The sequence below is a fragment of the Gottfriedia sp. S16(2024) genome, from assembly GCF_050473765.1.
Lineage (GTDB): Bacteria > Bacillota > Bacilli > Bacillales > Bacillaceae_G > Gottfriedia.
Genome location: NZ_JBFLUO010000001.1, coordinates 3,968,672 through 3,994,582, shown reverse-complemented (window position 1 = coordinate 3,994,582; position 25,911 = coordinate 3,968,672). Strand labels below are relative to the sequence as shown.

Genomic DNA, 25,911 nt, shown 5'->3' with positions numbered 1-25,911 from the left:
TCATGACAACAGCTTATGAGAAAATTAATGAATTAATGGATCGAAAGAGAGTAATTGAATTGGGCGGTGGAGACGAACGAATAGATTCACAGCATAATAGAGGAAAATTAACTGCTAGAGAACGTATAAATCTTTTATTAGATGAAGATACTTTTGTCGAATTAAATCCCTTTATTAAACATCGCGCTACGAATTTTGGAATGGATAAAATGGATAGTCCGGGTGAAGGCGTTGTCACTGGTTACGGTAAAGTACATGGACGTCTAATTTATGTATTTGCGCAAGACTTTACAGTTTTTGGTGGAGCATTAGGTGAAATGCACGCTTTAAAAATTGCGAAAGTTATGGACTTAGCAGCAAAAGTTGGCGCTCCGATTATAGGGTTAAATGATTCGGGCGGTGCAAGAATACAAGAAGGAGTAGTTTCTTTAGACGGTTACGGTCATGTATTTTATCGCAATTCGATTTATTCAGGCGTTATACCACAAATTTCTGTCATAATGGGCCCATGTGCAGGAGGAGCAGTCTATTCACCAGCAATTACTGATTTTGTTTTTATGGTTGAGAAGACGAGCCAAATGTTTATTACTGGTCCAAAAGTAATTGAGACAATAACTGGTGAAAAAATTACTTCAGAAAATCTAGGAGGAGCAAAAGTTCATTCTTCGATTAGCGGTGTAGCACATTTCACTGAAGAATCAGAACCTGAAATTTTAGAGCAGGTGCGTAGACTTATTAGCTTTTTACCTCAAAATAATAATGAAAAACCAGAAGGCGTTCCTTTCTTTGAAAATGATGATTGGAGAGAAGAGTTAATTGACTTAGTTCCAATTGAATCTACGAAAGTTTACGATGTAAGAAAAGTCATTGAGCAAATACTTGATTCTGGAGATTTCATGGAGGTTCAACCAAACTTTGCAAAAAATATTGTGATCGGTTTTGGTCGAATTGATGGACAAAGCGTAGGAATCATAGCAAATCAGCCAAAAGTAATGGCAGGCGGTCTTGACATTAATTCATCTGATAAACTATCAAGATTTATCCGTTTCTGTGATTCATTTAATATACCTTTAATTACATTTGAAGATGTAACAGGTTTCTTCCCAGGAGTAAACCAGGAGCATGGTGGAATTATCCGTCACGGAGCTAAAATTTTATATGCATATTCAGAAGCTACAGTTCCAAAAATTACTGTAATCTTAAGAAAAGCATATGGCGGTGCATACGTAGCAATGAATTCAAAAGCAATTGGTGCAGATGTAGTATACGCTTGGCCAAATGCAGAAATCGCCGTAATGGGACCAGAAGGAGCAGCGAATATTATCTTTGCAAAAGAAATCAATCAAAGTATCGACCCAATTGCAACTCGTGCTGAAAAAATTTCAGAATACAGAGAAATGTTTGCAAACCCATATGTTGCAGCTTCTCATGGTATGGTCGATGATGTTATTGATCCACGAGAAACACGTAAAGTCTTAAAACAATCCTTAGAAATGTTAAGAACAAAAAGTGAAACAAGACCTAACAAGAAACATGGAAATATACCGCTTTAAAGATTAGGGAATTGAGGAGTATATTAGGTATGGAAATAATCCTCACTAAACTACCTCTACTGTGAAAATTTTGGTAGATTTAACATGTCCTTAATAAAACTAAAGTGACTAGATATACTTCAAGATTAGTATATCTAGTTTTTTTGTGAGAAAATGTTGAAAATTACATTTTATTAAATTAATTGATATTTTGACAAATAAAAATTTTTATGTTATAATAAAATATTTTCGTGTTGACTCTGTGGGCTTTAATCGTTACGATAGTACTTGGAAATGATTCACAATATAGTTCGGGAGTGATTTTATGCTTGGTAGTAGTAAGATTCAAATGTTAAACATTACGATGAATTCAAATGGAATGACAAATACAATTCATCCAACGCTAATTTGGGATGACGAAGATGTGGTTTTAATTGATACAGGCTATCCAGGACAATTAAACGAATTTCAAAATTGCTTTGAAACTGTAGGAGTACCATTTGAAAAACTTAATAAAATACTGATTACACATCAAGATATTGATCATATTGGCAGTCTTTCTGTAATCGTAGAAGAGTCTACTAATAAAATTGAAGTCTATGCGAGTGAAATAGAAAAACCTTATATTCAAGGTGAAAAGTTACTTATTAAAATTACGCCAGAAAAAATTGCGAATGCTGTAGCGGCATTGCCAGCAGATACAACAGATGAATTCCGAAAAGCATTTAAAAACAGATTAGAAAATCCCCCAAAAGGTAAAGTTGACCATATTGTTACACCAGGAAATGATTTGGCAATTTGTGGTGGTATTACTGTAATTGACACTGCTGGACATACACCAGGACATATAAGCTTTTATCATAAAGAGTCGAAAACATTAGTTGCAGGAGATGCACTAATGATTGAAAATGGTCAATTAAACCCTTCAAACCCGGGGTACACTTATGATATTGAACAATCAATCAAATCACTTGAGGCTATATTATCATTCGATATTGAAAAAGTAATCTGTTATCATGGTGGATTATTTGAGGGGAATGTAAAAGAAAGATTAAGTGAAATCATTCAATAAAAATAGTAAAGAAACGTTTTGGAGGCAAAAAGATGAGCAACAAGAATTATCAAGAATTAATAAAAGATCGTGTCTTTTTCGGTGGGGCAGATGACGTTAAAGACATGATGGAAAACGAAAATGCAGATATTGTTTTTGATTTAAGGGTAAAAAATTATGAGGTTGACCCTCAAATTAACCGTGTACATAGTCCGATTGTTGATGATAAAGAAGAACAAGCAGAAACACTTAAAAAAGCGATTGATCATGTCGTAGAAGCTTATCAAAATGATCAAAAAGTGTATTTCCATTGTGGTGGGGGGAATACTCGTGCAGGTACAGTGGCAATAGGAGCATTAATTGCACTAAACAAAGCAGAAACAATTGAAGAAGCTGAAAAAATGGCTAGATCAATACGTCCAACAATTAAATCGAATCCTGATATGAAGGAATCTTTAAAAAAGATTTTTCCTAATGCTTAAATAAAAATAAAAAACGCTAATTATACAAGTTTGTTTTGTATCATTTAGCGTTTTTTATTAAGAAATACCATTTAAAAGATCTCTTACACACTTAATAAATTCATTTTTGTCACTTGTATTTTCTTTAGTATTTGGAGAGATCACCCAAAAGTCCTCATAAACATAATCTGTTTCTTTAATGGGAATTACTTTTAATTCGCCATTTAATACATCAGGAAAATATTTTAAAGTTGTATTATGCACAAATGTAAATACGCTTCCTTCTTTAATAATTTCAATTAGTGTCATCGTCCGATTTGATTTAAGAACAATCTCATTTTTAAATTTTTTAACTAATTGCAGAAAATGTTTATTTGAAAAATTATACATTACAACTTTTTGATAAAGTAGTTCTTCAGCTGTAACAAAATCTAAATCATATAAAGGAGAATTTTTACCTACTATAATACAAACATTTCCTTTACTTAAAAATTCGAAATTAATATTATTTTCCTTTTCTAATTCCGGTTTTGAAGAAACAACTAACGCTAAATCATAGTCCTCTTTTGTTAAATTGTTAATGATCTGAGGTGAACCTTGTTCAATTAATTCAATTGTAGCGCCATTGTTTTTCCCAGAGTATTTTTTTAAAACATCGTGAATTGTAAAAGTGAACGTAGGTGCACATGCAATTTTCATATGTTTTACTCTAGTTTCCTTAAAAGTCGAAAGTTGATCTTTTAATTCTTTTAAATTATTTAAAATATCAATTGACCTAGATAATACTAACTCTCCCTCAAAAGTTAACGTAATTCCGCCTCTAGAACGATTAAATATATTTATTTCTAATTCTCTTTCAAGTTGAGTTATGGCTTGACTAACCCCAGAAGGAGAAATATGCAATTTTTTCGCTGCCCTTGAAATCGACTTCTCTTTTGCGATACTTACAACATATTCTAGTTGTTCAAAGTTCATTTTATCCTCCTAATATAAAAACTAACTTATCCTATCAATAGTTTAATATATTTAAGTGTTTTACATTGTTAAGTATTACTTAACTATAGCTTAACATATATGAAATATAATTTCTTCCGTAAACGATGTAAAATACTACTTAATTCCATTTAATTTTATAGGATTAATTAGGATTAAGTAATGAAATATCAGTAATTGAGTCTAATTACTGTTGAAAGTTGGGAATAAAAATGTTTACTAACAATGAGTTTAATCACCACGAAAATAAAACATTTATTTTTGTTGAAAATACTCTTTTCGTATCTGGTATATGTACAATTTTAATACATCATAATCTAGATGCTAGAAAAATAGATTTCCATGAAATTAATACAAGTGATTTAAATGAAACATTTTTTATTTGTCATGTGAAAAATGAAGAGATGGGAGTAAAATCTCAGCTTTTAAAGTTAATTGATAAGAACATTAATATAATAATCATAAAAAATAATATAGATTATAAAGAAATAAAGAGTTTACTAGAAATTGGGGTAAATGGAATTTGCTTAACTGACATTGATGAAGAATATTTACTTTATATTGTAAAACAAGTTCAAAATGGCCAATTTTTCTTAGATTCTCGATTAACAAATTTAATTATTGAAGAAAATACACGACTTCTTGAGAATGGAAAGAAAAAGAAAGAACTAGATTCAGAGGCTATGAATAGTCTTTTAACAAAAAGAGAAATAGAAATTTTACAACTTCTAGCTCAAGGATATTCTAATATCCAAATAGGATCTGAATTATTTATTTCGAGTAAAACTGTTAAAAACCATGTTTCAAATATAATCCAAAAATTACAAGTATCTGACAGACTAAACGCTGTGATTTTTGCAATGAAAAATAATTGGATTTCGCTTGATTAAGAAAAAAATGACACTATTCTTTTACATAAAAGGATTAGTGTCACGCTTTTGTAAAACCATCTTGTAAATTATAATTATCAAATTTTCGTAAAAGAAGTAGAGTGTTGTTGATTTCGATTACAGGACTCTCGCTTTCCATGGGGCGAGACCTGAGCCTCCTCGGCGCGCCTGCGGGGTCTCAGCCTTCCCGCATATCCCATAGGAGTCGAGCATCCCTCCATTCCAATCAACTAATCCATCAATAAAAGTTTACGGAAAAAATACTAATTAAGTATCCTTTACTTAGTGTAGCAGTTTAATAATCAATTTTTAGGTAAATTGGGATCGAACATTAACTAATAAACTAATCATTTAAAACGATATATCTAAAATTTGAAAAAACAATTACTATAGTTTGTTGGTATATTAAAATTGTTGAAACACTTTAACATTTAAAATCGTTACTAAATATAAAAAAATGAATTTTAACATCAATTCAATTCCCCTAAATTTTGTTTTCCTTATAGACCTTTTATACTTCAACAGTCTGACACTAATCTCCTGCATAAAAGGATTAGTGCTTTTTTTATTTTTAAAGCGCTTTCAAAATTTAAGAAATAATTCCTTTTCGAATTAATTCACCAACAGCATGAGAGCGATTGTTAGCACCAAGTTTTTTAATAGCAGATTTCACATATTGTTTTACTGTAAGTTCACTAATATTCATGGAATCTGCCATCTCTTTTGTGCTTTCTCCCCAAGCAATGCGTTTCATTACCTCTAATTCTCTTTTACTTAAAATGATTGAATGATAAGCCCCAGTTGTATTTTCTAAAAATTTACCAATTAACTTACCATAGTATGTAAATGAAGAGAGTAGTTTATCATCCATATTAATAAAATCATCTTTAAATTCCGTTGAACAAATATATCCAACAACTACTGAACCGAAACAGATTGGCACAGCAATCATAGAGTTAACACTAGAAGGGAAGATATATTTACTACTCGTTTGTTTTAAGTATTCAATCCCTGAACAAAACTTTGCTTTTCGCTCACAAATTGCTGAAAAGATGATTGGGAGCGAACGAATATCATCTCTTATCTCTCGTATATGTGATAATCCATCATTTGAAATCAAAATAATGCCTTCACCTAAAAATCCAAAAGGAGAATATCTAAATAAATAAGCATTTCGAACGGGGAAAAGATTCATATAGATATCAAGAATATTGTACATATGTTCTTCATGACTTGTACTAACTTCAAGTTTTCGAATATGTTCTTGAATGGTATAGTCAGATACCACGTTATCATCTCCTTTTTAGGGATATTATATATTCAAAATTAGGAATATTCTAATTATACTAAAAGTTATACCCTTTAGATAGGCTTTTTGAGATATAGGATCTCGAAAGTAAATTAAAATCCAATCTGAAAGGAAGATGTAAATTGGCTAATTTAGATCCAAAAGCAAAAGCATATGTGGAGATGTTTAATCAAATGCCAGCAATTCACAAAATGGAACCGGAAGCTGTAAGAGAAATGTTTGCAGATGCTCCACCAGTTGAAGTAGAACTTGCTTCATTAGCGAAAGTTGAAGATAAATTAATTCAAGTGGGACAAGGTGAAACAATTAAAATCAGAATTTACACTCCTAAAGGTGAAGGTCCTTTACCAGTATTTGTGTATTACCATGGTGGCGGTTGGGTTATTGGTGATTTAGAAACATCGGATGCAAGTTGTAGAATGCTTGCTAACCGTACGAAAAGAATCGTTGTTTCAGTAGATTATCGACTTGCTCCGGAATACAAGTTTCCAATCCCATTTGAAGATTCGTTTGCTGCATTAAATTGGGTGAGTGAACATGCTAAAGAATTTAATGGAAACGCTTCCAATATCGTTGTAGGCGGTGATAGTGCTGGAGGGAATCTTGCTGCGGTAGTTTCACAAGCTGCCAAAGATCAAAACGGACCAAAAGTTGTCGCACAAGTGCTGGTTTATCCTGTTACTGCATTAACTTATGATTCAAAATCTTATTTAGATTTCCAAGAAGGCTATGGACTTGATCGAGATTTAATGATTTGGTTTGGAAATCATTATATAAATTCCAAAGAAGATGCTAGAAATAAGTATGTTTCACCACTTGTAGCTGAAGATTTAACGAACCTACCCCCTGCTCTTATTATTACAGCGGAAAATGATGTACTTCGAGATGAAGGAATTGAATATGGTAAACGTTTAAAAGAGGCTGGAGTAAATGTAGAGCTGCATTGTGAACAAGGACTAGTTCATGGATACTTTACAAATATGGCAGTGTTTCCTGAGCGAATTGAAGAGTCAATCAATCGAATTGATGAGTTTTTAAATAAAGTGGATCAAACAGTATTAAATAAAAGGTAAATTTAAGTCTGAAAAAAATAAAAATAAATCTATTTATAAAAGGAGGATACCAAATGAAAACTAACATTCAACACTTTGATGCAATTGTAATTGGTGCTGGTTTTTCGGGGCTATATATGCTTCACCGCTTACGAGAGGATGGACTCTCAGTTCGTGTATATGAAGCAGGTGAAGGTGTAGGAGGAACGTGGTTTTGGAATCGTTATCCAGGCGCAAGATGTGATTCAGAAAGTGTTTACTATAATTATACTTTTTCAGAAGAGTTATATAAAGAATGGACTTGGACGTCTAGGTATCCAGAGCAACCTGAAATTTTAAGATATTTAAATTTTGTGGCAGATAAATTTGATTTGCGCTCAGATATTCAATTTAATACAAGGGTTCAATCAGCTCATTATGATGAGAAAAATAATAGATGGACGATCAATTTAGATGATCATACGAATGTAACGGCTAAATATTTTATTACTGGTGTGGGGTGTTTATCAGCGGCAAATGTACCTAATTTCAAAGGAATCGAATCATTCAAAGGTGAATGGTACCATACGGGTCACTGGCCAAGAAATAAGGTAGTTGATTTTAAAGGTAAACGTGTTGGAATTATTGGAACTGGTTCGAGCGGGGTACAAGCTATTCCAGTTATTGCAGAACAGGCAGGTCATCTAACTGTATTCCAGCGTACACCTCAATATAGTGCACCAGCAAGAAACCATCTTTATGACCCGGAATATATACGAAAATCTAAAGCAAACTTTAAAAAAATTAAAAAACAAATGAGAGAATCGACTGGCGGCCAACCGGTTGTACCACCTACACAATCAGCTTTAGAGGTCAATCCAATAGAAAGAAACAAAATATATGAAGATAGTTGGAAAAATGGTGGACTTGGACTCTTTGGGGCTTTCACTGATCTCACAATTGATGAAAGAGCAAATGAGACAGTTGCTGAATTTATAAGATCAAAAATTAGTGAAATTGTACATGATTCAGAAGTTGCCAAAAAATTAATGCCATACTATTACTATGGGACAAAACGTCCAATTATTGATACAAATTACTACGAAACCTATAATCGTGGAAACGTATCTTTAGTTGATGTGAAGAACGATTCAATTGAATCAATTACACCTAATGGGTTGAAAACAATCAACAATGAATATGAATTAGATGTGATTGTATTTGCTACTGGGTATGATGGAATGACTGGACCATTAATGAAGATTGATATTAAAGGAAAAGATGGAATTAGTTTGAAAGAAAAATGGGACGGAGGAGCACAAACGAGAACATATCTTGGAATTGCTAATGCAGGTTTCCCTAATATGTTTATGATTACTGGGCCTGAAAGTCCTTCAGTACTTAGCAACATGCCAGTTTCAATTGAGCAACACGTAGAATGGATCGCTGATTGTATTCAGTTCTTACGTACGAAAGAAATTGATATTATTGAAGCTAATGTTGATGCAGAGAATGAATGGAGCCAACATTGTAGGGAAGTTGCAGAAGCAACGCTATTTACAAAAACAGATTCATGGTACACCGGGGCAAATATTAAAGGAAAACCACGAGGATTTCAAATTTACCTTGGTGGTGTAGGAGCATATCGTAAAAAATGTGATGAAATAGCAACAAATGGATATGAAGGTTTTGTATTAACCTCAACAGCAGTTCATTAATTAGAATACAACACATTGAAAAACACTTCTTTTTATAGAGAAGTGTTTTTCAATGTGCTTAAAGTTTAGTACTTCATAAGTGGTTCATGAGTAAGTAAAACAGCGAAAAGATGAATATAGCTTACTTACAATTAGTTGGAGTGTAAATAGAACAGATCTCTCCAAGTATTAAAATTCATTTAATGAAAGTTGAATTAATCCACAAATTCAGAGTAAAAATAGTATAATGATATGTATTTAAATTTCATTAATAGTATAAATATTCAATTTGCTATTTGTTAGAGTTAAAAAGGGGAGAGTTTTAATTTGTCTGCATCAAAAAAATCTATCTTTAAAGGGACCTCATTTACGAATTTTTGGGTCTCTCGTATGTTTACTTCGACTTCATTTCAGATGCTATCGGTGGCAATTGGATGGCAAATGTATGATTTGACACATGACGCGTTTAGTCTGGGGCTAGTTGGTTTGGCGCAATTTATTCCAATGGTCTTACTTACTTTAGTAGTTGGTCAAGTTGCTGACAGGGTTGATCGTCGGAAGATTGTTCTCATATGCCAAATGGTAGAAGCTATAATAGCAGGGCTTCTATTATATGGTAATTTTGCTAATTGGCTTGGCAAAGAGGAAATATTAATTGCTGCTTTTATACTCGGTGCATGCCGTACTTTTGAAGGACCTGCTTCTTCTGCATTATTACCTCAAGTTGTGCCAAAGTCTATTTTACAGCAAGCCATTTCTTGGAGTACATCTGCAGGTCAAACAGCACAAATACTAGGGCCATCTCTTGGTGGGGTATTATTTTCGGTAGGACCAGCATACGTATATGCAACGTCAGCAATTGCTTTATTACTTTCATCAATCCTAACATTTTTTATAAAATTAGACAGTCAATTTATTCGAAAATCAGAACCAGTAACTTTACGTACAATGCTTATGGGGTTAGAATTTGTCTATAAGCACCCAATCATTTTAGGAACGATATCACTTGATTTATTTGCCGTTTTACTCGGAGGAGCTACAGCACTTTTACCAATTTATGCGCAAGATATTTTACATACAGGTGCTTGGGGCTTAGGGCTAATGCGTACTGCACCAGCTGTTGGAGCATTAATCATGTCTTTAATTTTAGCTTATTTTCCACTTAAAAGATCATATGGTCCAATATTATTTGGAGCGTTAGGTATTTTTGGGCTGGCAACTATGCTATTTGCAATCTCAACAAACTTAGTCATCTCATTAATTGCATTATTTATCATCGGAGCCTCGGATGTAGTCAGCGTAGTAATACGTTCTTCGCTAGTTCAGCTACAGACACCGGATGATATGAGAGGCAGAGTAAATGCTGTAAATTCTCTATTTATTGGAACTTCAAATCAGCTCGGGGAATTTGAATCTGGAACGATGGCTGGATTAATTGGTGCGGTACCAGCTGTATTTGTGGGTGGACTTGGAACGATATTAGTTGCAGGACTTTGGATGTATTTATTCCCTTCACTTAGAAGAATTAATTCACTTTTTGGAGAGAAAACAGAAAAAGCAGGATAATTTGCTAAAGGAGATTTTATGGAAAATACTAAAAAAACCTCTGAAACGATTGATGAATATATTTTACAATTTCAGCCAGATGTTCAGGAAAAGTTACAAGCCTTAAGAAAAACTGTAAAAGAAGTTGTGCCAAATGCTGTAGAGAGAATTAGTTACCAAATGCCTACATTTGCGCTTAATAAAAATTTAGTACATTTTGCTGCATTTAAACATCATATTGGATTTTACCCTGGAGCAAGTGGTATTGCAGCATTTAAACAAGAATTATCAGTTTATAAAGGTGCTAAAGGATCTGTACAATTTCCGTTAAACGATCCACTTCCATTTGATCTAATAAAAAAGATTGTAAAGTATAGAGAAGTTGAGGATATTAAAAAAGCAGAAGAGAAATTAAAAAAGAAAAAATAAGTTCGGGACCTCTAAAGCTATTTTTAGCTTTGGAGGTTTTTTGGAAAAAAGGCTGAAGCTTTTGTTCAAAATTTTGACATATAATTTTCGTTAAAACATTACTTTATCCGTTATACTAAACTTGTATTTAGATAGGAAAAACAATTAATAAATGATGAAGTTGATTTTTTTTAGTAAAACTTGTGAACAATTTCACAAAGTATACTTGGGGGCTAGAAAAGATGAAAAGAAAATTATTGATGATTGGTAATGGTATGGCAGGAGTTCGATGTATAGAAGAGATTTTAAAAAGAAATAAAGATTTATTTGAAATTACGATAATAGGTGATGAACCTTATCCAAACTATAACCGAATCATGTTATCAAATGTATTACAAGGAAAAACAAACTTCGATGAAATCAATATTAATGATTGGAATTGGTATAGAGAGAATCAAATTACATTACTCACAAATGAAAAAGTGTCAAAAATATGTACAACAGAAAAAAAAGTTGAAACAGAAAAAGGGAAAACGCTTTTATATGATGAACTTATTTTAGCTACTGGATCTAGTGCCTTTATACTCCCTATTCCAGGAAATGATCTGCAAGGTGTAATCGGTTTCCGTACAATTCAAGATACTGAATTAATGATTGATTATGCAAAAAAATATAAAAAAGCAGTAGTAATTGGGGGAGGCCTATTAGGCTTAGAAGCAGCAAGAGGCTTAATTGATCGAGGAATGGAAGTTTATGTTGTTCATTTACTACCTACATTAATGGAACAACAATTAGATGAAACTGCTGCGAAAATGCTAAAAAAAGATTTAGAAGCACAAGGAATGAACTTCTTAATGGAAAAACAAACGATTTCAATAAATGGAACGAATCGTGTAGAAGGGATTAGTTTTTCGGATGGAACTTCATTAGATTGTGATTTAGTCGTTATGGCAGTTGGAATTAGACCTAATATTTCTTTAGCAAAAGAAGCAGGAATCGATGCAAACCGTGCAATAGTTGTAAACGATTTTATGCAAACATCTGAACCATCCATTTATGCAGTGGGTGAATGTGCTGAGCATAACGGAACTACTTATGGGTTAGTAGCACCGTTGTATGAACAAGGGATTGTGCTTGCTGATCATATGACTGGTAATTTAACAAACGGATATAAAGGAAGCATTTTATCAACTCAGTTAAAAGTATCTGGTTGTGATTTATTCTCTGGGGGATTTATCCATGAAGAAGAAGATATGCAGGCGATCATAGTAAATGACCAATTTGCTGGACTTTACAAAAAAGTAATAGTGAAAGATGAAAAAGTTGTTGGAGTAGTTTTATATGGTGACGCATCGGATGGAAATCGATTATTCAACATGTTGAAAAATGAAACAAATATAAGAGAATACACAAGTGCTTCTATTCTCCATAAATCAGGTGAGGACTCTGGTGAAGATTTTGTTCTTACAATGAGTGCAAATGATACAGTTTGTGGATGTAATGGGGTCACGAAAGGTACAATTGTTCAATCAATTTTAGAACAAGAACTTACTACGTTTGAAGATGTGAAAAGTTGCACAAAGGCTGGTGCATCATGTGGAAAATGTAAAGGAATGGTTGAAAGTATTTTAGCAGCTACATTAGGTGCTACATTTGATCCTAATGCTGCAAAACCTGGTATGTGTGGATGTACAACATTATCTCGTGATGAAGTTATAAATGAAATCAAAGAAAAAGGATTACAAACTCCTAGAGAGGTTCGCATTGTATTAGGGTTTGAAAATGAAGAAGGATGTTCAAAATGCCGTCCAGCTCTAAATTATTATTTAAGAATGATGTATCCAAATGATTATCTTGATGATAAATCATCACGCTTCGTTAATGAAAGAATGGAAGGAAATATTCAAAAAGATGGGTCATTCTCAATCGTACCGCGAATGTATGGGGGAGTAACGACAGGTGATGAATTAATTAAACTTGGTGAAGTAGCAAATAAATTCAACGTACCTTTAGTAAAAGTTACAGGTGCGAGCCGTGTTGGTTTATATGGTGTTAAAAAAGAAGATGTACCTAAAGTTTGGGAAGAATTAGGAATGCGTTCAGGATATGCTTACTCTAAGTCTCTTAGAAATGTTAAATCATGCGTCGGTAATCGATTTTGCCGATTTGGAACACAAGATTCATTAGGATTAGGTATCCAATTAGAAAAAGCAATCGAAATGGTTGATACGCCACATAAGATGAAAATGGGTGTTACAGGATGTCCTCGAAATTGCGCCGAAGTGCTTACTAAGGACTTTGGAGTAATCTGTGTGGAAAATGGGTTCCAGCTTTACTTTGGCGGTAATGGTGGAACAGAAGTTAGAGAATGTGATTTGTTAACTACTGTAACTACAGAAGAAGAAGTCGTTCACATGGCAAAAGCTTATGTTCAATACTATCGCGAAACAGGAGTTTACGGAGAACGAACTGCTCCTTGGGTAGAGCGAATCGGAGTGGAAATCATTAAAGAAGTATTGTTAAACAAAGAACAAGAAAATGCTCTAGTAGAGAAATTTGATCAAGCAAAATCAACATACGAAGAAGCATGGGGCCAAGCGCTTACTAATCAATTAGATCTATATGAGGTTATTAGAAAGTAATTGCAAACATGAGAGGAGCAAAAAAATGATCACTACACAAGAGAAGATAAAAATTATAGATTTAGCTTCTTTACCAATTCAAATTGGAAAAGAAGTAGTGATAAAAGGGGAATCAATTGCTTTATTCCGTTTATCAAATGAAGATGTTCGAGCAATCGAAGGTATTTGTCCAGGGACAAATGGACCACTTGCTGAAGGGATTGTTTCAGGTGAATATGTGTACTGCCCCCTTCGTGACTGGAAAATTTCATTAATAACTGGTGAAGTTCAAAAACCAGATGATGGAACTGTAAAAACATATAAAACCGAAGTAATCGACAGTTATGTTTATATTACGGTGTAACTTATGAAAAAAAAATCAGGATTTATTTCATTTGTAGGTGCAGGACCTGGGGATTTAGGATTAATAACAGAAAAAGGATTGAAATGTATTCGAGTTGCTGAAGTCATTTTATATGATCGACTTGCTAATCCAAGGCTACTTCGTGAAGCGAATGAAAATTGTGAGTTCATTTACTGTGGGAAGCTCCCTAACAGACATATTATGCGTCAAGAAATGATTAATCAAACTTTAGTAACATTCGCCCTAGATGGGAAATATGTCGTTCGATTAAAAGGCGGAGACCCTTCCGTTTTTGGACGAGTAGGTGAAGAAGCAGAGGAAGCTTCAAAGCATGATATACCTTTTGAAATTATTCCGGGAATTACTTCTAGCATTGCTGCAGCAGCATATGCTGGAATCCCAGTTACACATAGAGAATATAGTACAAGTTTTACCTTAAGAACAGGCCATAAATGTATGGAGAATGAAGATCTTATTGAATCGAATTGTTCTGATCAGTTAGGGGACACACTTGCTTATTATATGGGGGTAAGTAATCTTCCTAAAATATGTACGCACCTAATAAAGAATGGTAAATCCAAGGATACTCCTGTAGCTGTTATTCAGTGGGGAACAATTGGAAAACAAAGAGTTGTTGAGGGAACAATTGATTCAATCGTATCAATTATTGAGAAAGAAGAAATTACAAATCCTGCAATGACAATTATTGGAGATGTTGTTAAATTACGCTCAAAGATATCTTGGTTTGAAAAGAAAAAGTATTTCGGTCGGAAAATTTTATTAGCTAAGGGAACAGCAACAGTAGAAAAGAATGGATTAGAATCGTTTTTATCAGAAAACGGTGCTGAAGTTTACGCATTTCCTACGCTTAAATCAGTTCAACTTTCAATTCAACATGATCAGGTAGCGGATGCACTAAGCAAAGAAAGAATCGTCTTTTGTTCGCCAGAAAGTGTGAAATTATTTTTTACTAAAATGTATCAATCAAAATTCGATGTTCGTAAACTTCCTAATAAAATCGAGTATATATCGCCGAAAACAAGCAAGGAACTTGAGAAGTATGGAATTTTAGCTGAGAAGGACAGTGGAGATAAGAACCACTCAGTATTTGTAGGGTCGGTAGACAAAGATACGAAATTACCATCAAGCTCACAATTTATAGCCACACATGAAAATATTGCAGATTCACGATTTGATGTAATAAATCAAAGAATGCTTGAAGAAACAAAATGGGAATCAATTATTTTTCCAAATCAATCATCAGTTGATTGGTTTATAAAAGAATTAAAGAAAACGAATGAAAGTCATTTACTGAATTTACCATTTGCATATATTGGTGAATCGGTTAAGGAATATGCAATACAATGCGGATTTACTAAAATTGACGAAGAATTACAAAAGGAATTAATGCTTGGTGATTGGAAGTGAAATCATGTTTGATGCTGTAGTATATATTGGACACGGAAGTCGCAAACAAGAAGGTAATGAGCAATTTATTCACTTTATTCAATCTGTAATCAAAGAGATTCCTATTCAAAATCAAGAGTATGCATTTTTAGAATTAGTTGCTCCAACAATTCAACAAACTTTAGAAAAAATTATTTTAGAAGGTGCTAGGCATATATTAGTAGTGCCAGTATTATTATTTGCAGCAGGACACTATAAACGCGATATTCCGGACGAATTGAATATTATTTTAAAACGATTTCCACATGTGAAAGTTACGACATCTGAGCCATTTGGTATTCATGAAAAAATGATCCAACTTGTAGAAAAGCGTGCCCAGTCAGCGTACGGAACTAGTAACTCGGCAATTTTATTAGTCGGACGCGGAAGCAGTGACCCCGAGCCGATTGAAATGCTCGAGCAAATTGGAAATGCAGTAGAAGCTCAAATGAAAGTTCCGGTTCGCACAGCTTTTTTAACAGCGGGTAAACCTAGGTTAGAAGATATGATTAGTAAAATGAGTAAAGAATTTGAAAGTATTTATATTATGCCGTATTTATTATTTACAGGATTACTTCTTGAAAAAATTAAGAGACGAATTTCCATTGAAAATGAAAAATTTTATCTTTGTGGGAATTTACAATTTGATGAGCTCATGAGTCAAGCTCTGATAGAACGTATTCAAGAAAAGTTTAAAATCTAAATATAGGGTGATGAATATGAAAGAAGTTATAAATTCAATTGGGAATGTAGCTATTTCGAAGTCAAACCAAATCAAAGCAAGTAAATCAAAATATATGGTCCCTACAATGATGGCAGGATTTTTTGTAGGATTAGGAATAATATTAATCTTTACGATCGGTGGACTACTCGCACCTACTGGTTTTGCGGGTACGAAAATTATTATGGGTGTTTCTTTCGGAATTGCCTTAAGTTTAGTCATAATGGCTGGAGCGGATTTATTTACTGGAAACAATATGATCATGTCTATTGGTATGTTAGATAAAAAGGTTAATTGGCTTGATACTTTTAAAGTATGGGGCTATAGCTATGTAGGAAATTTTCTTGGCTCAGTATTAGTTGCGTTATTATTTGCTTACTCAGGATTGGCAAATGGTGGCGTAGCAGATTTTATTAATAATGCAGCTACTGCAAAAATGAATGCACCATTTATGGAATTACTAGTTCGTGGAATTCTTTGTAATATACTTGTTTGTTTAGCACTGTGGTGTTCATTTAAAATGAAATCGGAAACAGGAAAATTAATTATGGTATTTTGGTGTTTGTTTGCATTTATTACTTCAGGATTTGAGCATAGTGTTGCAAACATGACATTATTATCAATCTCATTACTTATTAAACACCCAGAAACAGTAACCCTTGCTGGAATGATTTCAAATCTTGTACCGGTTACACTTGGAAATATTCTTGGCGGTAGTTTATTTGTTGGAGCAGCTTACTGGATTTCTAGTTCAGAAGCAAAAAATAAAAAACATTCAAACGTTAAAATTAATGAAAATAAAATTGCATCTTAATTTACTTTGATAAAAATAAAAACAAAAAGAAACAACCTGAGCTCATTAGGTTGTTTCTTTTTAATTTATAAAGAGAGAACCTCTTTTTTATTCCTCTTTTGTTGTTAAATCAACAAGAATAACGATACCAATGACACATACTAGAATTAATGAAAATGTAAATATGAACAAATTTATTCACTCCTACCAAGTTTTGAAACCTTCCGAGCCAGTCGGATGATGTTGATGCATCATATGTGATAAAGGAATTGTATAAGCAATTGCAATTAATACAATGGAAACGCCAATCCATAGCCACCAGTTTTCCAATATACGAGGTGTGTTTTCAGTATTACTTTCGGCAACTGGGAATTCAACTGTTTCTTCTTTCGAATTCGCAGTTGGTAAAGTGAATAACGCTTGTAGGACAATAAAAATTAATAATAAAGCAGATAAAAACAAAATAGATCCACCAACCGCAACTGTTACATGATTTGTGAATAAACCAGTAAACCACTTAGCTGCTGCAGGATGCCCCATATAATCTGTATATGAAGTCCGTCTAGGAGCACCATAAATTCCGAGAATATGCATTGTAGTTGACATTAAAAACATCCCGATAGCCCATGTGAAAATCTGTATAAACGCTAATTTTTGGAATGCTTTTGTAAGTTTTTTCCCTGTTAAATAAGGAATAAGCCAAAAGGTTAATCCGAAAAATGTCATTGCAACAGGCGTACCAACTGTAATATGGAAATGACCAACAATCCAAAGTGTATTATGAACAATTTCATCTAATTGATAGCTTGCATTGATGATTCCACCTGCACCACCTGGCGCGAAAAATAACATGGCAATGAAAAGTGATGTAAACCGAACATCCGTCCATGGTAATTTAAAAATCCAACCAAATAAACCTTTCGCACCTTTTTTTCTTCCAGAAATCTCAAACACAGCAAACATAGAGAAAGCTGTCATTAAAGATGGTATAATGACCATAAAAGTTAATACAGTCTGTAAGAATTTCCAAAAGGTTGAAATTCCTGGTTCTTGAAGTTGATGATGAAATCCTACTGGTATAGAGAACAAAAGAAATAAGATAAAAGCGAGTCGTGCAAGAGAGTCACTAAATACTTCACCACCAACTATTTTTGGCATAATTGCATACCAGCCTATATAAGCAGGGAGTAGCCAAAAATAAACAAGTGGGTGACCGAAAAACCAAAAAAGCGATCGACTTAATTCCACATTGATTGTGTCCACCCATCCAAATGACCACGGAATGAATTGAAACAGAACTGTTGCAGCTACACCGAGACTGGCAATAACCCATAATACGATTGTTGCTACAGTCATAAAAGAGATTAGAGGACTTATTTTACCTTTATTATTCTTTTTCCAAGCAACATAATGTCCAACTAATGCAAATCCACTGATCCATGTACCAACTACAAAAAGTGCTAAGGCAACATAAAACCAAGCATTAGCCTGCAATGGTGCATAGAAGGTATATAAAACAGAGGCTTGACCTGATAATATTTCTAGCACTGCAAGTATTGTTCCGATTGTCATTACAATAAAGCCTAGCCAAATAAATGTCTGTACTTTCGAACCAAAATCCCCTAATGTTTTACTCATTCCTGTAATTAAGAAACCAAATATAAAATATGTAGTAAAAACAAGCGCAAGCAGCACTCCATGAGCTGTAAGAATTTGATAGTAATCAAGCCACTTTGGAAGTTCAAGTGCATTATTTCGCACAAAAACCTGCATAAGCCCAGTAAATGTACCGATTAAAAAAGCAAGATATGCCACTACAATATGTGTTAATGCTAGTTTACGATCTGGTCTTCCTATCATTTCATTCATTATTTCACCGCCTCGATAGTAGTTTGCATAAATGAATGACCCGTTCCACAATATTCATTACATAAAATTAAATAATTTCCTGACTTTTTAAACGAATACTCCTTCGTATTAATTTGACCTGGAACAGCCATCATATTGACATTTGTATTTACTATTGAAAAACTGTGTGTCACATCGGTACTAGTCAAAACAAATCGCACCTTCTTACCAACTGGTACCTTTAATTTACTCGGTGCATAAGCAAATGTTTTTGCTAGTATTACGACTTCGTATGTACCATCATCTTTTTGGTACACACCTGGATGATTAAATGGAGCAGCTTTTTCAACTGTTTGAGGATTTACCGTGTTCATTCCGCCTGCTGGCTGAAGATGTGAACGAAAGGCAGTAATTCCGATAATTACTAGGAAAACAATTAATGAAATCATTCCAAATGTTAACCATATTTTTTCAAATTTATGTAGATGCATGAACAATCTCCTAACTAGCGATGTAAATAAAAAGCATAGAAGCTAAACCATAAGATTAAAATGAAAACTCCAAGTATAAAGACACTGATGAAAGTTCCATTTAAATCATGATCTTGTTCTCGCTCAGTTTTTTTTGAAGACAATTTAATCCCTCCAATTTCAATATATAGACTAAAAGTTAGTTTGTTTTTTTCCAATAATTTCTATTCATGGAAATGAAAAGAAAATTAGTAAACAGCAATTAGGGAATCAAGATTAGAGGGTTTCTGGTAAAATATAGTAATAAAGAGGGGGCGTAAAAATGGGATATATTGAAGATTTAAGGGGAATTGTTGGACATAGACCATTAATATTTGTAGGCTCAGTTACAATCATCGTTAACCAATCCGGTAGATTATTATTACAACTTAGGAAATTTCCAAATGGATATTGGGGAATACCAGGGGGACTGATGGAGTTAGGGGAATCTACTGAAGATGTTGCCAAGAGAGAAGTTTTTGAAGAAACGGGACTTATTGTAGATCACTTGAACTTAATAAATGTCTATTCAGGACCACAAAACTTCGTTAAAGCTGAAAACGGAGATGAATTTTTTGTTGTTACAGTTGCTTATTATACAAAAGAATATAAAGGGGAATTAAGTGTTAATGATTCGGAATCGATTAAATTTGAGTTCTTTTATCCAAATGAACTACCAAATAATATTGTTAAAAGTCACAAGGTTATTTTAAATGAATTTTTAACAAAATTTTACCCGGAATTGGGGTATGAATGATCGAATGTCAAATTGCTAGTAAAACAAGAAGGGGGAATTCAAATTAGATCGGTTAGTAAATATAAAAAATTTTCATAGTTTACTAGGAATTGATTAAAAAAAATAGAAAGAATGATTAAGTTGAATTAAAAAGAATGGGGTGTGTTAATTGGCTAAAACTGTCTATTGCGATCGGTGTTTAAAGGAAATAAGGATTAGAGGAGATCTCGTTACTGCTACGATGTTTTTTCAAGTCGTTCCTTATCATGAAGATTGTTACGCAAAAGATCTAAAGGGTGTTAAAACACTTTTTCTAAACAATCAACCTATTAATGGTTTTTCTGGGAACTTTTTATCATTTTTAGCATTTGCGATTTGTATCGCGACATTTTTTATTGATGACCATTCGATGATCTATTTGTTAATTTTAGCGCTGATCGCAATAATGTATAGACTATACTCATTTTTTATTTTTGAAAGACATTTAGAGAAGTAGAAAGATTGATCGAAGGTGAAAATGCTAATCGATTTATTAGAAGCGTATAGAGCGTTGAATTTCGGTAGGGAGTTTTAAAAAATGTAATATAAAGTAAAAAACTCTGATAGACAGAGTTTTTTTTCATGTTATTTACCAAAATTTCCAGAAAATTGCATTACAACTGCTTTAACTTCTTCAAGTTTCTCAGGCTTTAATAAAGAAATCATCTTAGGAACAAATTGTTGAACTTCTTCTAATGAAAATGTACCTTCATCTTGTTTTCTGAAGTTTTCTAAAAGAATTTCCCTTGCTTCATCTTCTTTACCTTCTTGAACTCTTTGTAAAATAAAATTTAAAAACATTTCTTGACCTTGCTTGTCCATTCTTGTTGCCTCCTAAATAGTATTTATACAACCATAAGGTGTTATTTAAATTATAACACCTTATGGTTGTATGTCAATTTTATTTTTCTGTTAGTCACACTTCGTTATTTATTAGCTATTTTATAAAAATTTATTATCTATTTATGAAGATTAATCATTTTACCGCCCTTATGTTATTTAAATGATATTAATTAATTGAAAAATGCTATAATTTTTTATGGAAGATGATGGAACCTATGTCAAATAGGAGACTTAAAATTTTTATTAGAAAAGTATATAAAAAAGGTGGTAATCGCAATTAATAAGAAAAAAATAGCAGTATCTTTTAGTGGTAAAGATTCAACTTTGGCATTGCATGATCTTTTGCATTCAGATGAATATGAAGTAGAGGTACTAATCGCATCAGTAACTGAAGGATTTAATCGTACAAGCATTCATGGGGTTAGGGTTGAATTATTGGAGGCACAAGCAAACTCAATCGGTCTACCATTAAAGAAAATTTGGATTCCAGAAAATTGTTCTAATCAAAAATATCAAGAAATTATGACAAAGGTTAATTTAGAGTTAAAGGAACAAGGGATTGAATATATTGCATTTGGAGATTTATTTCTTGAAGACGTACGAAAGTATCGAGAGGAAATGCTTAAACCATTAGGAATTAATGCAATTTTTCCTTTATGGGGTGAAGGTACGACAAATGTGATTGAACGCTTTATTTCCTTAGGCTATAAAACGATTATTACTTGTGTTGATTTAACTAGATTAACAGAAGAATTTTCTGGTAAAAAAATAGATTATCATTTAATCAACGAACTTCCAAAAGAGGTTGATCCTTGCGGTGAGAATGGAGAATACCATTCATTTGTATTTGATGGTCCTATTTTTAATCAGCCAATTCAGTTTAGTATTGGAGAAAAGAAGCTAACTGCAGATGTTTATACAGGAGAAACTAGATTCTGTTATACAGATTTAGTTCTTGAATGAAGTTTTATAACATTCGAGAATGTTGAGTTATACCTGAAATAGACTGTTAATTTGCAACAGTCTATTTTGTGGTTTTATAACGAACTGTAAATCACTTTGAATTGTTCAATCTTGCTGTTTTTTCAAATTTGGTCCCCAAGGCGGCTCTGCCCCTGCATCCATCGTAATATTTTGTTTCGTTAATCCGACTTGCTTTGCATAACCATCTAACATTTCATATACGGTTAACCGATGATAAGAACCATTGATAAATCGTGGTTCATTTCTTCTTTTTGGATCCACAATCAACAGTGACACCGAATCTTTAGCAGTATGGTCATTGAATTCATTGATTGGTACACTAAAGTCAATCTGTTCATTATATCCGTTTGCTACAGTAATAATCGTAACCTCACCCATTTGTTTTTTCGGAAAAAGAGGATTCTTGTTTACTATTACATTTATTTTTGCAATTCCTTTTGAATCTGTTAATTCAGTACCTAAAATTTTTCCGAATGAATTGATTACAATAACCCTAGCACCTTTAATAGGTTGACCAGATTCTCCTGAGGAGTCTGCTGTGGGACCTACTTGAACTGTAAGTATTGCAGAAACTTCATTCAACTTTTCTGATAGCGCTAACTGTGAAGAGCTAAAAAAAATGAAAATAATTAAGAAAGTAGTCATGCGAATTTTTTTCATCCATTTACACCAAACCTTGTATAATCATTTTTCATTTAGTTTGAGTTGAATTATTCAAAACTATACTTTAAAAAATATTCGAAGTCGGATAACTATAAAAGATAATTGTTATATTTTATTGCTAGGAGAAGATATGAATATTTCTGTTCAATTAAAATTATTAATAGAATAATAGATAAAAAGGGAGCACTCTAATGATAACAAACTTATACTTAGTAAGACATGCGCATTCATCTTATACGCCTGATGAATTGGGCCGGCCATTATCTAATAGAGGATTTTCTGATACAAAGATTGTTACTGAATTACTATTAAACGAAAAAATCGATTACGTTATTTCAAGTCCTTTTAAACGTGCAATTCAAACAGTTGAAGAGTTCGCCAAATCATTAAATTTAGAAATAATGATTGAAGAAAATTTTAAAGAGCGAATTCTATCACAAGAGCCTGTTGTGAATTTTGATGATGCAATAAGAGAAGTATGGATGGACTTTAATCGATCATGGAATGGTGGAGAATCAAATTATACAGCTCAAAAAAGAGGAATAAAAGCAATAAATAATCTATTAAAAAATTATTCTGGTAAAAACATTGCTATTGGTACACATGGCAATATGATGGTACTAATTATGAATTTTTTTGATGAAAAATACGATTTTAATTTTTGGAACGAGCTTGCGATGCCAGATATTTATAAATTAACTTTTGAAGGTGAGGCATTAATTGAAGTGAATAGAATATGGCGTTAATGAAATAGTCCATTCGCGTAGATAGAAAAAAAGAATTTTCTAATTAAAAGGAATTTCAATTTCGAAATTTCTTTTTTTGTTATCTTCTAATACATGTTGTATTTGAATATGGTAGAAATTGCAGAATCATAGAATAAGAGATGGTATAATATTTATAAGTTATTTCTACTTAATGGTTATTGGACGTGACTGAATGAAAAAGTAGATTTGTTTTAGAAAAATACAAGTGAGGACATAAATGATCGAATTTAACGGAAAACACAATAATGGGAAAATACTACTTGATTATGTTGATACAAATGTTATTACACAGTTAAAAACAATTTTGGATACAGAATGCTTTGCAAATTCAAATATTGTTGTCATGCCAGACTGCCATATATCTAGTGGAGGCGTCATGGTAGGTTTTACGATGACATTGAATGACTTTATTATTCCTTCGATCGTCGGTGTAGATATTGGATGTGGAGTCAGCGCATACCATCTAGGGAGAATGAAAACAGTTAAGAGTGAAAAACTTGATAAGTTCATCCGAAAAAATATCCCGATTGGTTCAAATATTCACGAGGAACCAGTAATCGAACCGGTAGAGATTGCTGAAGCGATTGAAAGACTTAATCTTAACTACATGTATGTAATGAACAGTATTGCAACGCTAGGTTCGGGAAATCATTTTATTGAAATTGATAAAGATGAGAATAACCACTTTTGGCTTGTAATCCACACGGGTTCAAGAAATTTTGGATTTGAAATAGCAAAACATCATATGAATGTCGCTAAAGAAAATATGAAACAATTATTCGGAGAAAATTATAAAGGATACGAATATTTATCTAAACAGGAAGACAAAGATGCATATTTAAGAGATCTATCAATTGCTCAGCATTTCGCTTCGCTAAATAGAGAAATGATTGCTAAAATCATCATTGAAAAATATTTTAAACTCGATATTGAATCAATTAAAAAAATTGAATCGGTACATAATTATATCGACCTTCAAAACAATATTCTAAGAAAAGGCGCAATTTCAGCTAGTGAAGGTGAAGAGATAATCATCCCATTTAATATGGCATATGGATGTGTTGTAGGAAAAGGTAAAAGTTCAGGAGACTACAATTATTCAGCACCACATGGAGCAGGACGAATTATGAGTCGAACTGACGCAGCATATAAAGTCGATTTAGATGTTTATCAAAAAGCAATGAAAGGCGTATTTACAACTTCAGTCAACAAACATACAGTCGATGAATCACCAATGGTATATAAAAAACCAAAATTAATATTAGAAAATATTACTGAACAAATTGACATCGATTTCTTTATGAAACCGGTATACAATCTAAAAGCCGACAAATAACCTCTCTGTTTAGAGAGGTTATTTCACGATTTCAAAACATACGAATTAATACTAAAACAAATTTTAAACAATTTGATTGTAAATTTCACCCAAAATCAGAAAACAATCTGACAAAGAAAATACATTAGGACACTTAGCTAACAGAAAGATATGACGTCTATAGTAATTGAAAAGGAAAAATTAACCACTTAAGTTCTTTCTCCACATTCTCAGTATACAATTATATTAATTGTCTTATATTGACACCTAATCTTATTACATAATGGGGGGAATACTATGTTGAATAAGTTTAAAAGGTTCTTAGTAGTACTTCTCATTTTTGTTCTATATATTGGAATATCGTTGTTAGTTGGAAATTTTCTTTGGAGTTTAATCGTTAACTCGATTATATAAGTGGATCAAATAATAAAGGGATTTACTAATTCTCCTTAGAATATAACTCTTAAAGGAGAGTGGAATAAATTTGGTGAAAATTTGTTTTATTATTGGTGCAATTTTTATATTCATTTCTGGAATACTCATAGGTGCATTTCAAACTCCAGAACAACAAAGAGTTGTGAAAGATGATTTTTTTAAGTTAGGACACTTAAATAAGGATCTATTCTCATTATGGTCAGGAGTTATTGGTATTTTTTTTATTTGTATCGGAGGACTAGTATACTATATTAATTAATTTTTTTATGACTAAATGCAATCATAACTCAAATAGTTTAATAGCTTTTATCATAATCGACATTTTTGTCGATTTTTTTTATTGTGATTATTTCAAAGTAGGTCAATATGATTATTAGTAGGGGCATAAATTAAATGAAGTAGAAATTATATTGTTGCGACCATTATTAGGAGGTGCGAAATTGAAGATCGTTTTTTTTAGAAATCTCAATAAAATTGAAACGTATGCTGCAAATAGAAAACAAATAAAGTTAAATCTTCCTAGTAAAGATGAGGCCAGTGTTATATTTGGCCTGACAAGAAAATTCGAATTTGATAATCGTTGTGCAAGACCGCCACAAATCAGCGGTACTGTTGTTGCATCGGTTACTTGTAATAGAGATAAGGATATTAGAATTTATTTCTATCCAATCTCACAAACTATTTATCCAGAGAAGGCGAAATCTCAATTTCATAATGATGTATTACCTAAACTTAAGAAATGGATTGATCATCAAGTGTCAAAACCAGAAACTGCAGTTTTAGGGATTGAAGAATTTATCATCGAATGGAATGGCAAAAATCATCTATTCCACCAAATTAAATTTTTATAATTAGTTTTTAAAGACGGTAAGTTTCATTACCGTCTTTTTTTATGTACATATAATCCTTG

The 25,911-nt window shown here is 32.6% G+C and carries 27 protein-coding genes; 20 read left to right on the top strand and 7 right to left on the bottom strand.

Translation table 11 applies throughout. The features are described from left to right. Positions 1-2: 2 nt before the first annotated feature. The 3 genes from AB1282_RS18860 to AB1282_RS18850 all read left to right on the top strand — a co-directional run bounded on the left by AB1282_RS18860 (position 3) and on the right by AB1282_RS18850 (position 3,065). Positions 3-1,553: an acyl-CoA carboxylase subunit beta gene (locus AB1282_RS18860; protein ID WP_056465856.1), complete on the top strand. Its 1,551-nt coding sequence runs from the start codon at positions 3-5 to the stop codon at positions 1,551-1,553. Positions 1,554-1,857: 304 nt separating this feature from the next. Beyond that, the gene (locus AB1282_RS18855) at positions 1,858-2,604 is read left to right on the top strand and encodes an MBL fold metallo-hydrolase (protein ID WP_429899843.1); all 747 of its coding nucleotides are present in this window, start codon (positions 1,858-1,860) and stop codon (positions 2,602-2,604) included. A gap of 32 nt (positions 2,605-2,636) precedes the next feature. Further along, entirely contained in the window at positions 2,637-3,065 is a 429-nt protein-coding gene (locus tag AB1282_RS18850; RefSeq protein WP_056465853.1) for a protein-tyrosine phosphatase family protein, read from the top strand. Between the two features lie 57 nt (positions 3,066-3,122). Here the strand turns inward: AB1282_RS18850 and AB1282_RS18845 are convergent, their stop codons facing one another. Continuing rightward, positions 3,123-4,019, bottom strand: a complete 897-nt coding sequence (locus AB1282_RS18845; protein ID WP_429899841.1) for a LysR family transcriptional regulator — start codon at positions 4,017-4,019, stop codon at positions 3,123-3,125. 230 nt (positions 4,020-4,249) lie between these two features. Between AB1282_RS18845 and AB1282_RS18840 the strand changes: the two genes are divergently transcribed. Beyond that, complete coding sequence (locus AB1282_RS18840; RefSeq protein WP_429899839.1) at positions 4,250-4,927, top strand: response regulator transcription factor; 678 nt, start codon at positions 4,250-4,252, stop codon at positions 4,925-4,927. A gap of 589 nt (positions 4,928-5,516) precedes the next feature. On the opposite strand, the gene AB1282_RS18835 is transcribed toward AB1282_RS18840, so the two are convergent. After that, the gene (locus AB1282_RS18835; protein WP_429899837.1) at positions 5,517-6,215 is read right to left on the bottom strand and encodes a response regulator transcription factor; all 699 of its coding nucleotides are present in this window, start codon (positions 6,213-6,215) and stop codon (positions 5,517-5,519) included. Between the two features lie 143 nt (positions 6,216-6,358). Between AB1282_RS18835 and AB1282_RS18830 the strand changes: the two genes are divergently transcribed. The 9 genes from AB1282_RS18830 to AB1282_RS18790 all read left to right on the top strand — a co-directional run bounded on the left by AB1282_RS18830 (position 6,359) and on the right by AB1282_RS18790 (position 16,883). Further along, a complete protein-coding gene (locus AB1282_RS18830; RefSeq protein WP_429899835.1) occupies positions 6,359-7,309 on the top strand; it encodes an alpha/beta hydrolase in 951 nt (316 codons plus the stop codon). 53 nt (positions 7,310-7,362) lie between these two features. Beyond that, positions 7,363-8,985 carry a flavin-containing monooxygenase gene (locus tag AB1282_RS18825; RefSeq protein WP_429899833.1) on the top strand — a complete coding sequence of 541 codons (1,623 nt, stop codon included), beginning with the start codon at positions 7,363-7,365 and terminating at the stop codon, positions 8,983-8,985. Between the two features lie 306 nt (positions 8,986-9,291). Next, positions 9,292-10,530, top strand: a complete 1,239-nt coding sequence (locus AB1282_RS18820) for an MFS transporter (protein WP_429899831.1) — start codon at positions 9,292-9,294, stop codon at positions 10,528-10,530. A gap of 18 nt (positions 10,531-10,548) precedes the next feature. Further along, on the top strand, positions 10,549-10,938 hold the full coding sequence (locus tag AB1282_RS18815; RefSeq protein ID WP_429899829.1) for an iron chaperone: 390 nt from the start codon (positions 10,549-10,551) through the stop codon (positions 10,936-10,938). A 221-nt stretch (positions 10,939-11,159) separates the two neighbouring features. Beyond that, on the top strand, positions 11,160-13,559 hold the full coding sequence (gene nirB / locus AB1282_RS18810; protein ID WP_429899827.1) for a nitrite reductase large subunit NirB: 2,400 nt from the start codon (positions 11,160-11,162) through the stop codon (positions 13,557-13,559). Between the two features lie 25 nt (positions 13,560-13,584). Beyond that, positions 13,585-13,902 carry a nitrite reductase small subunit NirD gene (gene nirD / locus AB1282_RS18805; protein ID WP_429899825.1) on the top strand — a complete coding sequence of 106 codons (318 nt, stop codon included), beginning with the start codon at positions 13,585-13,587 and terminating at the stop codon, positions 13,900-13,902. Between the two features lie 3 nt (positions 13,903-13,905). Further along, positions 13,906-15,330: a uroporphyrinogen-III C-methyltransferase gene (gene cobA, locus AB1282_RS18800; RefSeq protein WP_429899823.1), complete on the top strand. Its 1,425-nt coding sequence runs from the start codon at positions 13,906-13,908 to the stop codon at positions 15,328-15,330. 4 nt (positions 15,331-15,334) lie between these two features. After that, positions 15,335-16,051 carry a sirohydrochlorin chelatase gene (locus AB1282_RS18795; protein WP_429899821.1) on the top strand — a complete coding sequence of 239 codons (717 nt, stop codon included), beginning with the start codon at positions 15,335-15,337 and terminating at the stop codon, positions 16,049-16,051. Between the two features lie 16 nt (positions 16,052-16,067). Beyond that, a complete protein-coding gene (locus AB1282_RS18790; protein WP_429899819.1) occupies positions 16,068-16,883 on the top strand; it encodes a formate/nitrite transporter family protein in 816 nt (271 codons plus the stop codon). A 183-nt stretch (positions 16,884-17,066) separates the two neighbouring features. Here AB1282_RS18790 and AB1282_RS18785 read toward each other — a convergent pair whose 3' ends face one another. From AB1282_RS18785 to AB1282_RS18775, 3 genes are read right to left on the bottom strand one after another with little or no spacing between them, the layout of a single operon-like run. Then, the gene (locus AB1282_RS18785) at positions 17,067-18,722 is read right to left on the bottom strand and encodes a b(o/a)3-type cytochrome-c oxidase subunit 1 (RefSeq protein WP_429901181.1); all 1,656 of its coding nucleotides are present in this window, start codon (positions 18,720-18,722) and stop codon (positions 17,067-17,069) included. 8 nt (positions 18,723-18,730) lie between these two features. Beyond that, the gene (locus AB1282_RS18780) at positions 18,731-19,201 is read right to left on the bottom strand and encodes a cytochrome c oxidase subunit II (protein ID WP_429899817.1); all 471 of its coding nucleotides are present in this window, start codon (positions 19,199-19,201) and stop codon (positions 18,731-18,733) included. Positions 19,202-19,215: 14 nt separating this feature from the next. Further along, positions 19,216-19,344 carry a cytochrome c oxidase subunit 2A gene (locus AB1282_RS18775; protein WP_429899815.1) on the bottom strand — a complete coding sequence of 43 codons (129 nt, stop codon included), beginning with the start codon at positions 19,342-19,344 and terminating at the stop codon, positions 19,216-19,218. A gap of 158 nt (positions 19,345-19,502) precedes the next feature. Between AB1282_RS18775 and AB1282_RS18770 the strand changes: the two genes are divergently transcribed. Together AB1282_RS18770 and AB1282_RS18765 are read left to right on the top strand one after the other, a co-directional pair. After that, on the top strand, positions 19,503-19,976 hold the full coding sequence (locus AB1282_RS18770) for an NUDIX hydrolase (RefSeq protein WP_390312288.1): 474 nt from the start codon (positions 19,503-19,505) through the stop codon (positions 19,974-19,976). Between the two features lie 148 nt (positions 19,977-20,124). Beyond that, positions 20,125-20,451 carry a hypothetical protein gene (locus AB1282_RS18765; RefSeq protein ID WP_390312290.1) on the top strand — a complete coding sequence of 109 codons (327 nt, stop codon included), beginning with the start codon at positions 20,125-20,127 and terminating at the stop codon, positions 20,449-20,451. A gap of 128 nt (positions 20,452-20,579) precedes the next feature. Here AB1282_RS18765 and AB1282_RS18760 read toward each other — a convergent pair whose 3' ends face one another. Next, complete coding sequence (locus tag AB1282_RS18760) at positions 20,580-20,816, bottom strand: hypothetical protein (RefSeq protein ID WP_056465834.1); 237 nt, start codon at positions 20,814-20,816, stop codon at positions 20,580-20,582. 285 nt (positions 20,817-21,101) lie between these two features. Here AB1282_RS18760 and AB1282_RS18755 point away from each other — a divergent pair, with 285 nt between their 5' ends. Next, a complete protein-coding gene (locus AB1282_RS18755) occupies positions 21,102-21,800 on the top strand; it encodes a diphthine--ammonia ligase (RefSeq protein ID WP_429899813.1) in 699 nt (232 codons plus the stop codon). Positions 21,801-21,905: 105 nt separating this feature from the next. Here the strand turns inward: AB1282_RS18755 and AB1282_RS18750 are convergent, their stop codons facing one another. Then, on the bottom strand, positions 21,906-22,481 hold the full coding sequence (locus tag AB1282_RS18750; protein ID WP_429899811.1) for a hypothetical protein: 576 nt from the start codon (positions 22,479-22,481) through the stop codon (positions 21,906-21,908). Between the two features lie 194 nt (positions 22,482-22,675). On the opposite strand from AB1282_RS18750, the gene AB1282_RS18745 reads away from it, so the two are divergent. The 4 genes from AB1282_RS18745 (at position 22,676) to AB1282_RS18730 (ending at position 25,852) form a co-directional block, all read left to right on the top strand. After that, positions 22,676-23,230, top strand: a complete 555-nt coding sequence (locus AB1282_RS18745; RefSeq protein ID WP_429899809.1) for a histidine phosphatase family protein — start codon at positions 22,676-22,678, stop codon at positions 23,228-23,230. A 238-nt stretch (positions 23,231-23,468) separates the two neighbouring features. Further along, a complete protein-coding gene (locus tag AB1282_RS18740; RefSeq protein ID WP_429899807.1) occupies positions 23,469-24,587 on the top strand; it encodes an RtcB family protein in 1,119 nt (372 codons plus the stop codon). A 463-nt stretch (positions 24,588-25,050) separates the two neighbouring features. Beyond that, entirely contained in the window at positions 25,051-25,260 is a 210-nt protein-coding gene (locus AB1282_RS18735; protein ID WP_056465822.1) for a hypothetical protein, read from the top strand. Between the two features lie 181 nt (positions 25,261-25,441). Continuing rightward, complete coding sequence (locus AB1282_RS18730; protein WP_056465819.1) at positions 25,442-25,852, top strand: hypothetical protein; 411 nt, start codon at positions 25,442-25,444, stop codon at positions 25,850-25,852. Positions 25,853-25,911 lie beyond the last annotated feature (59 nt).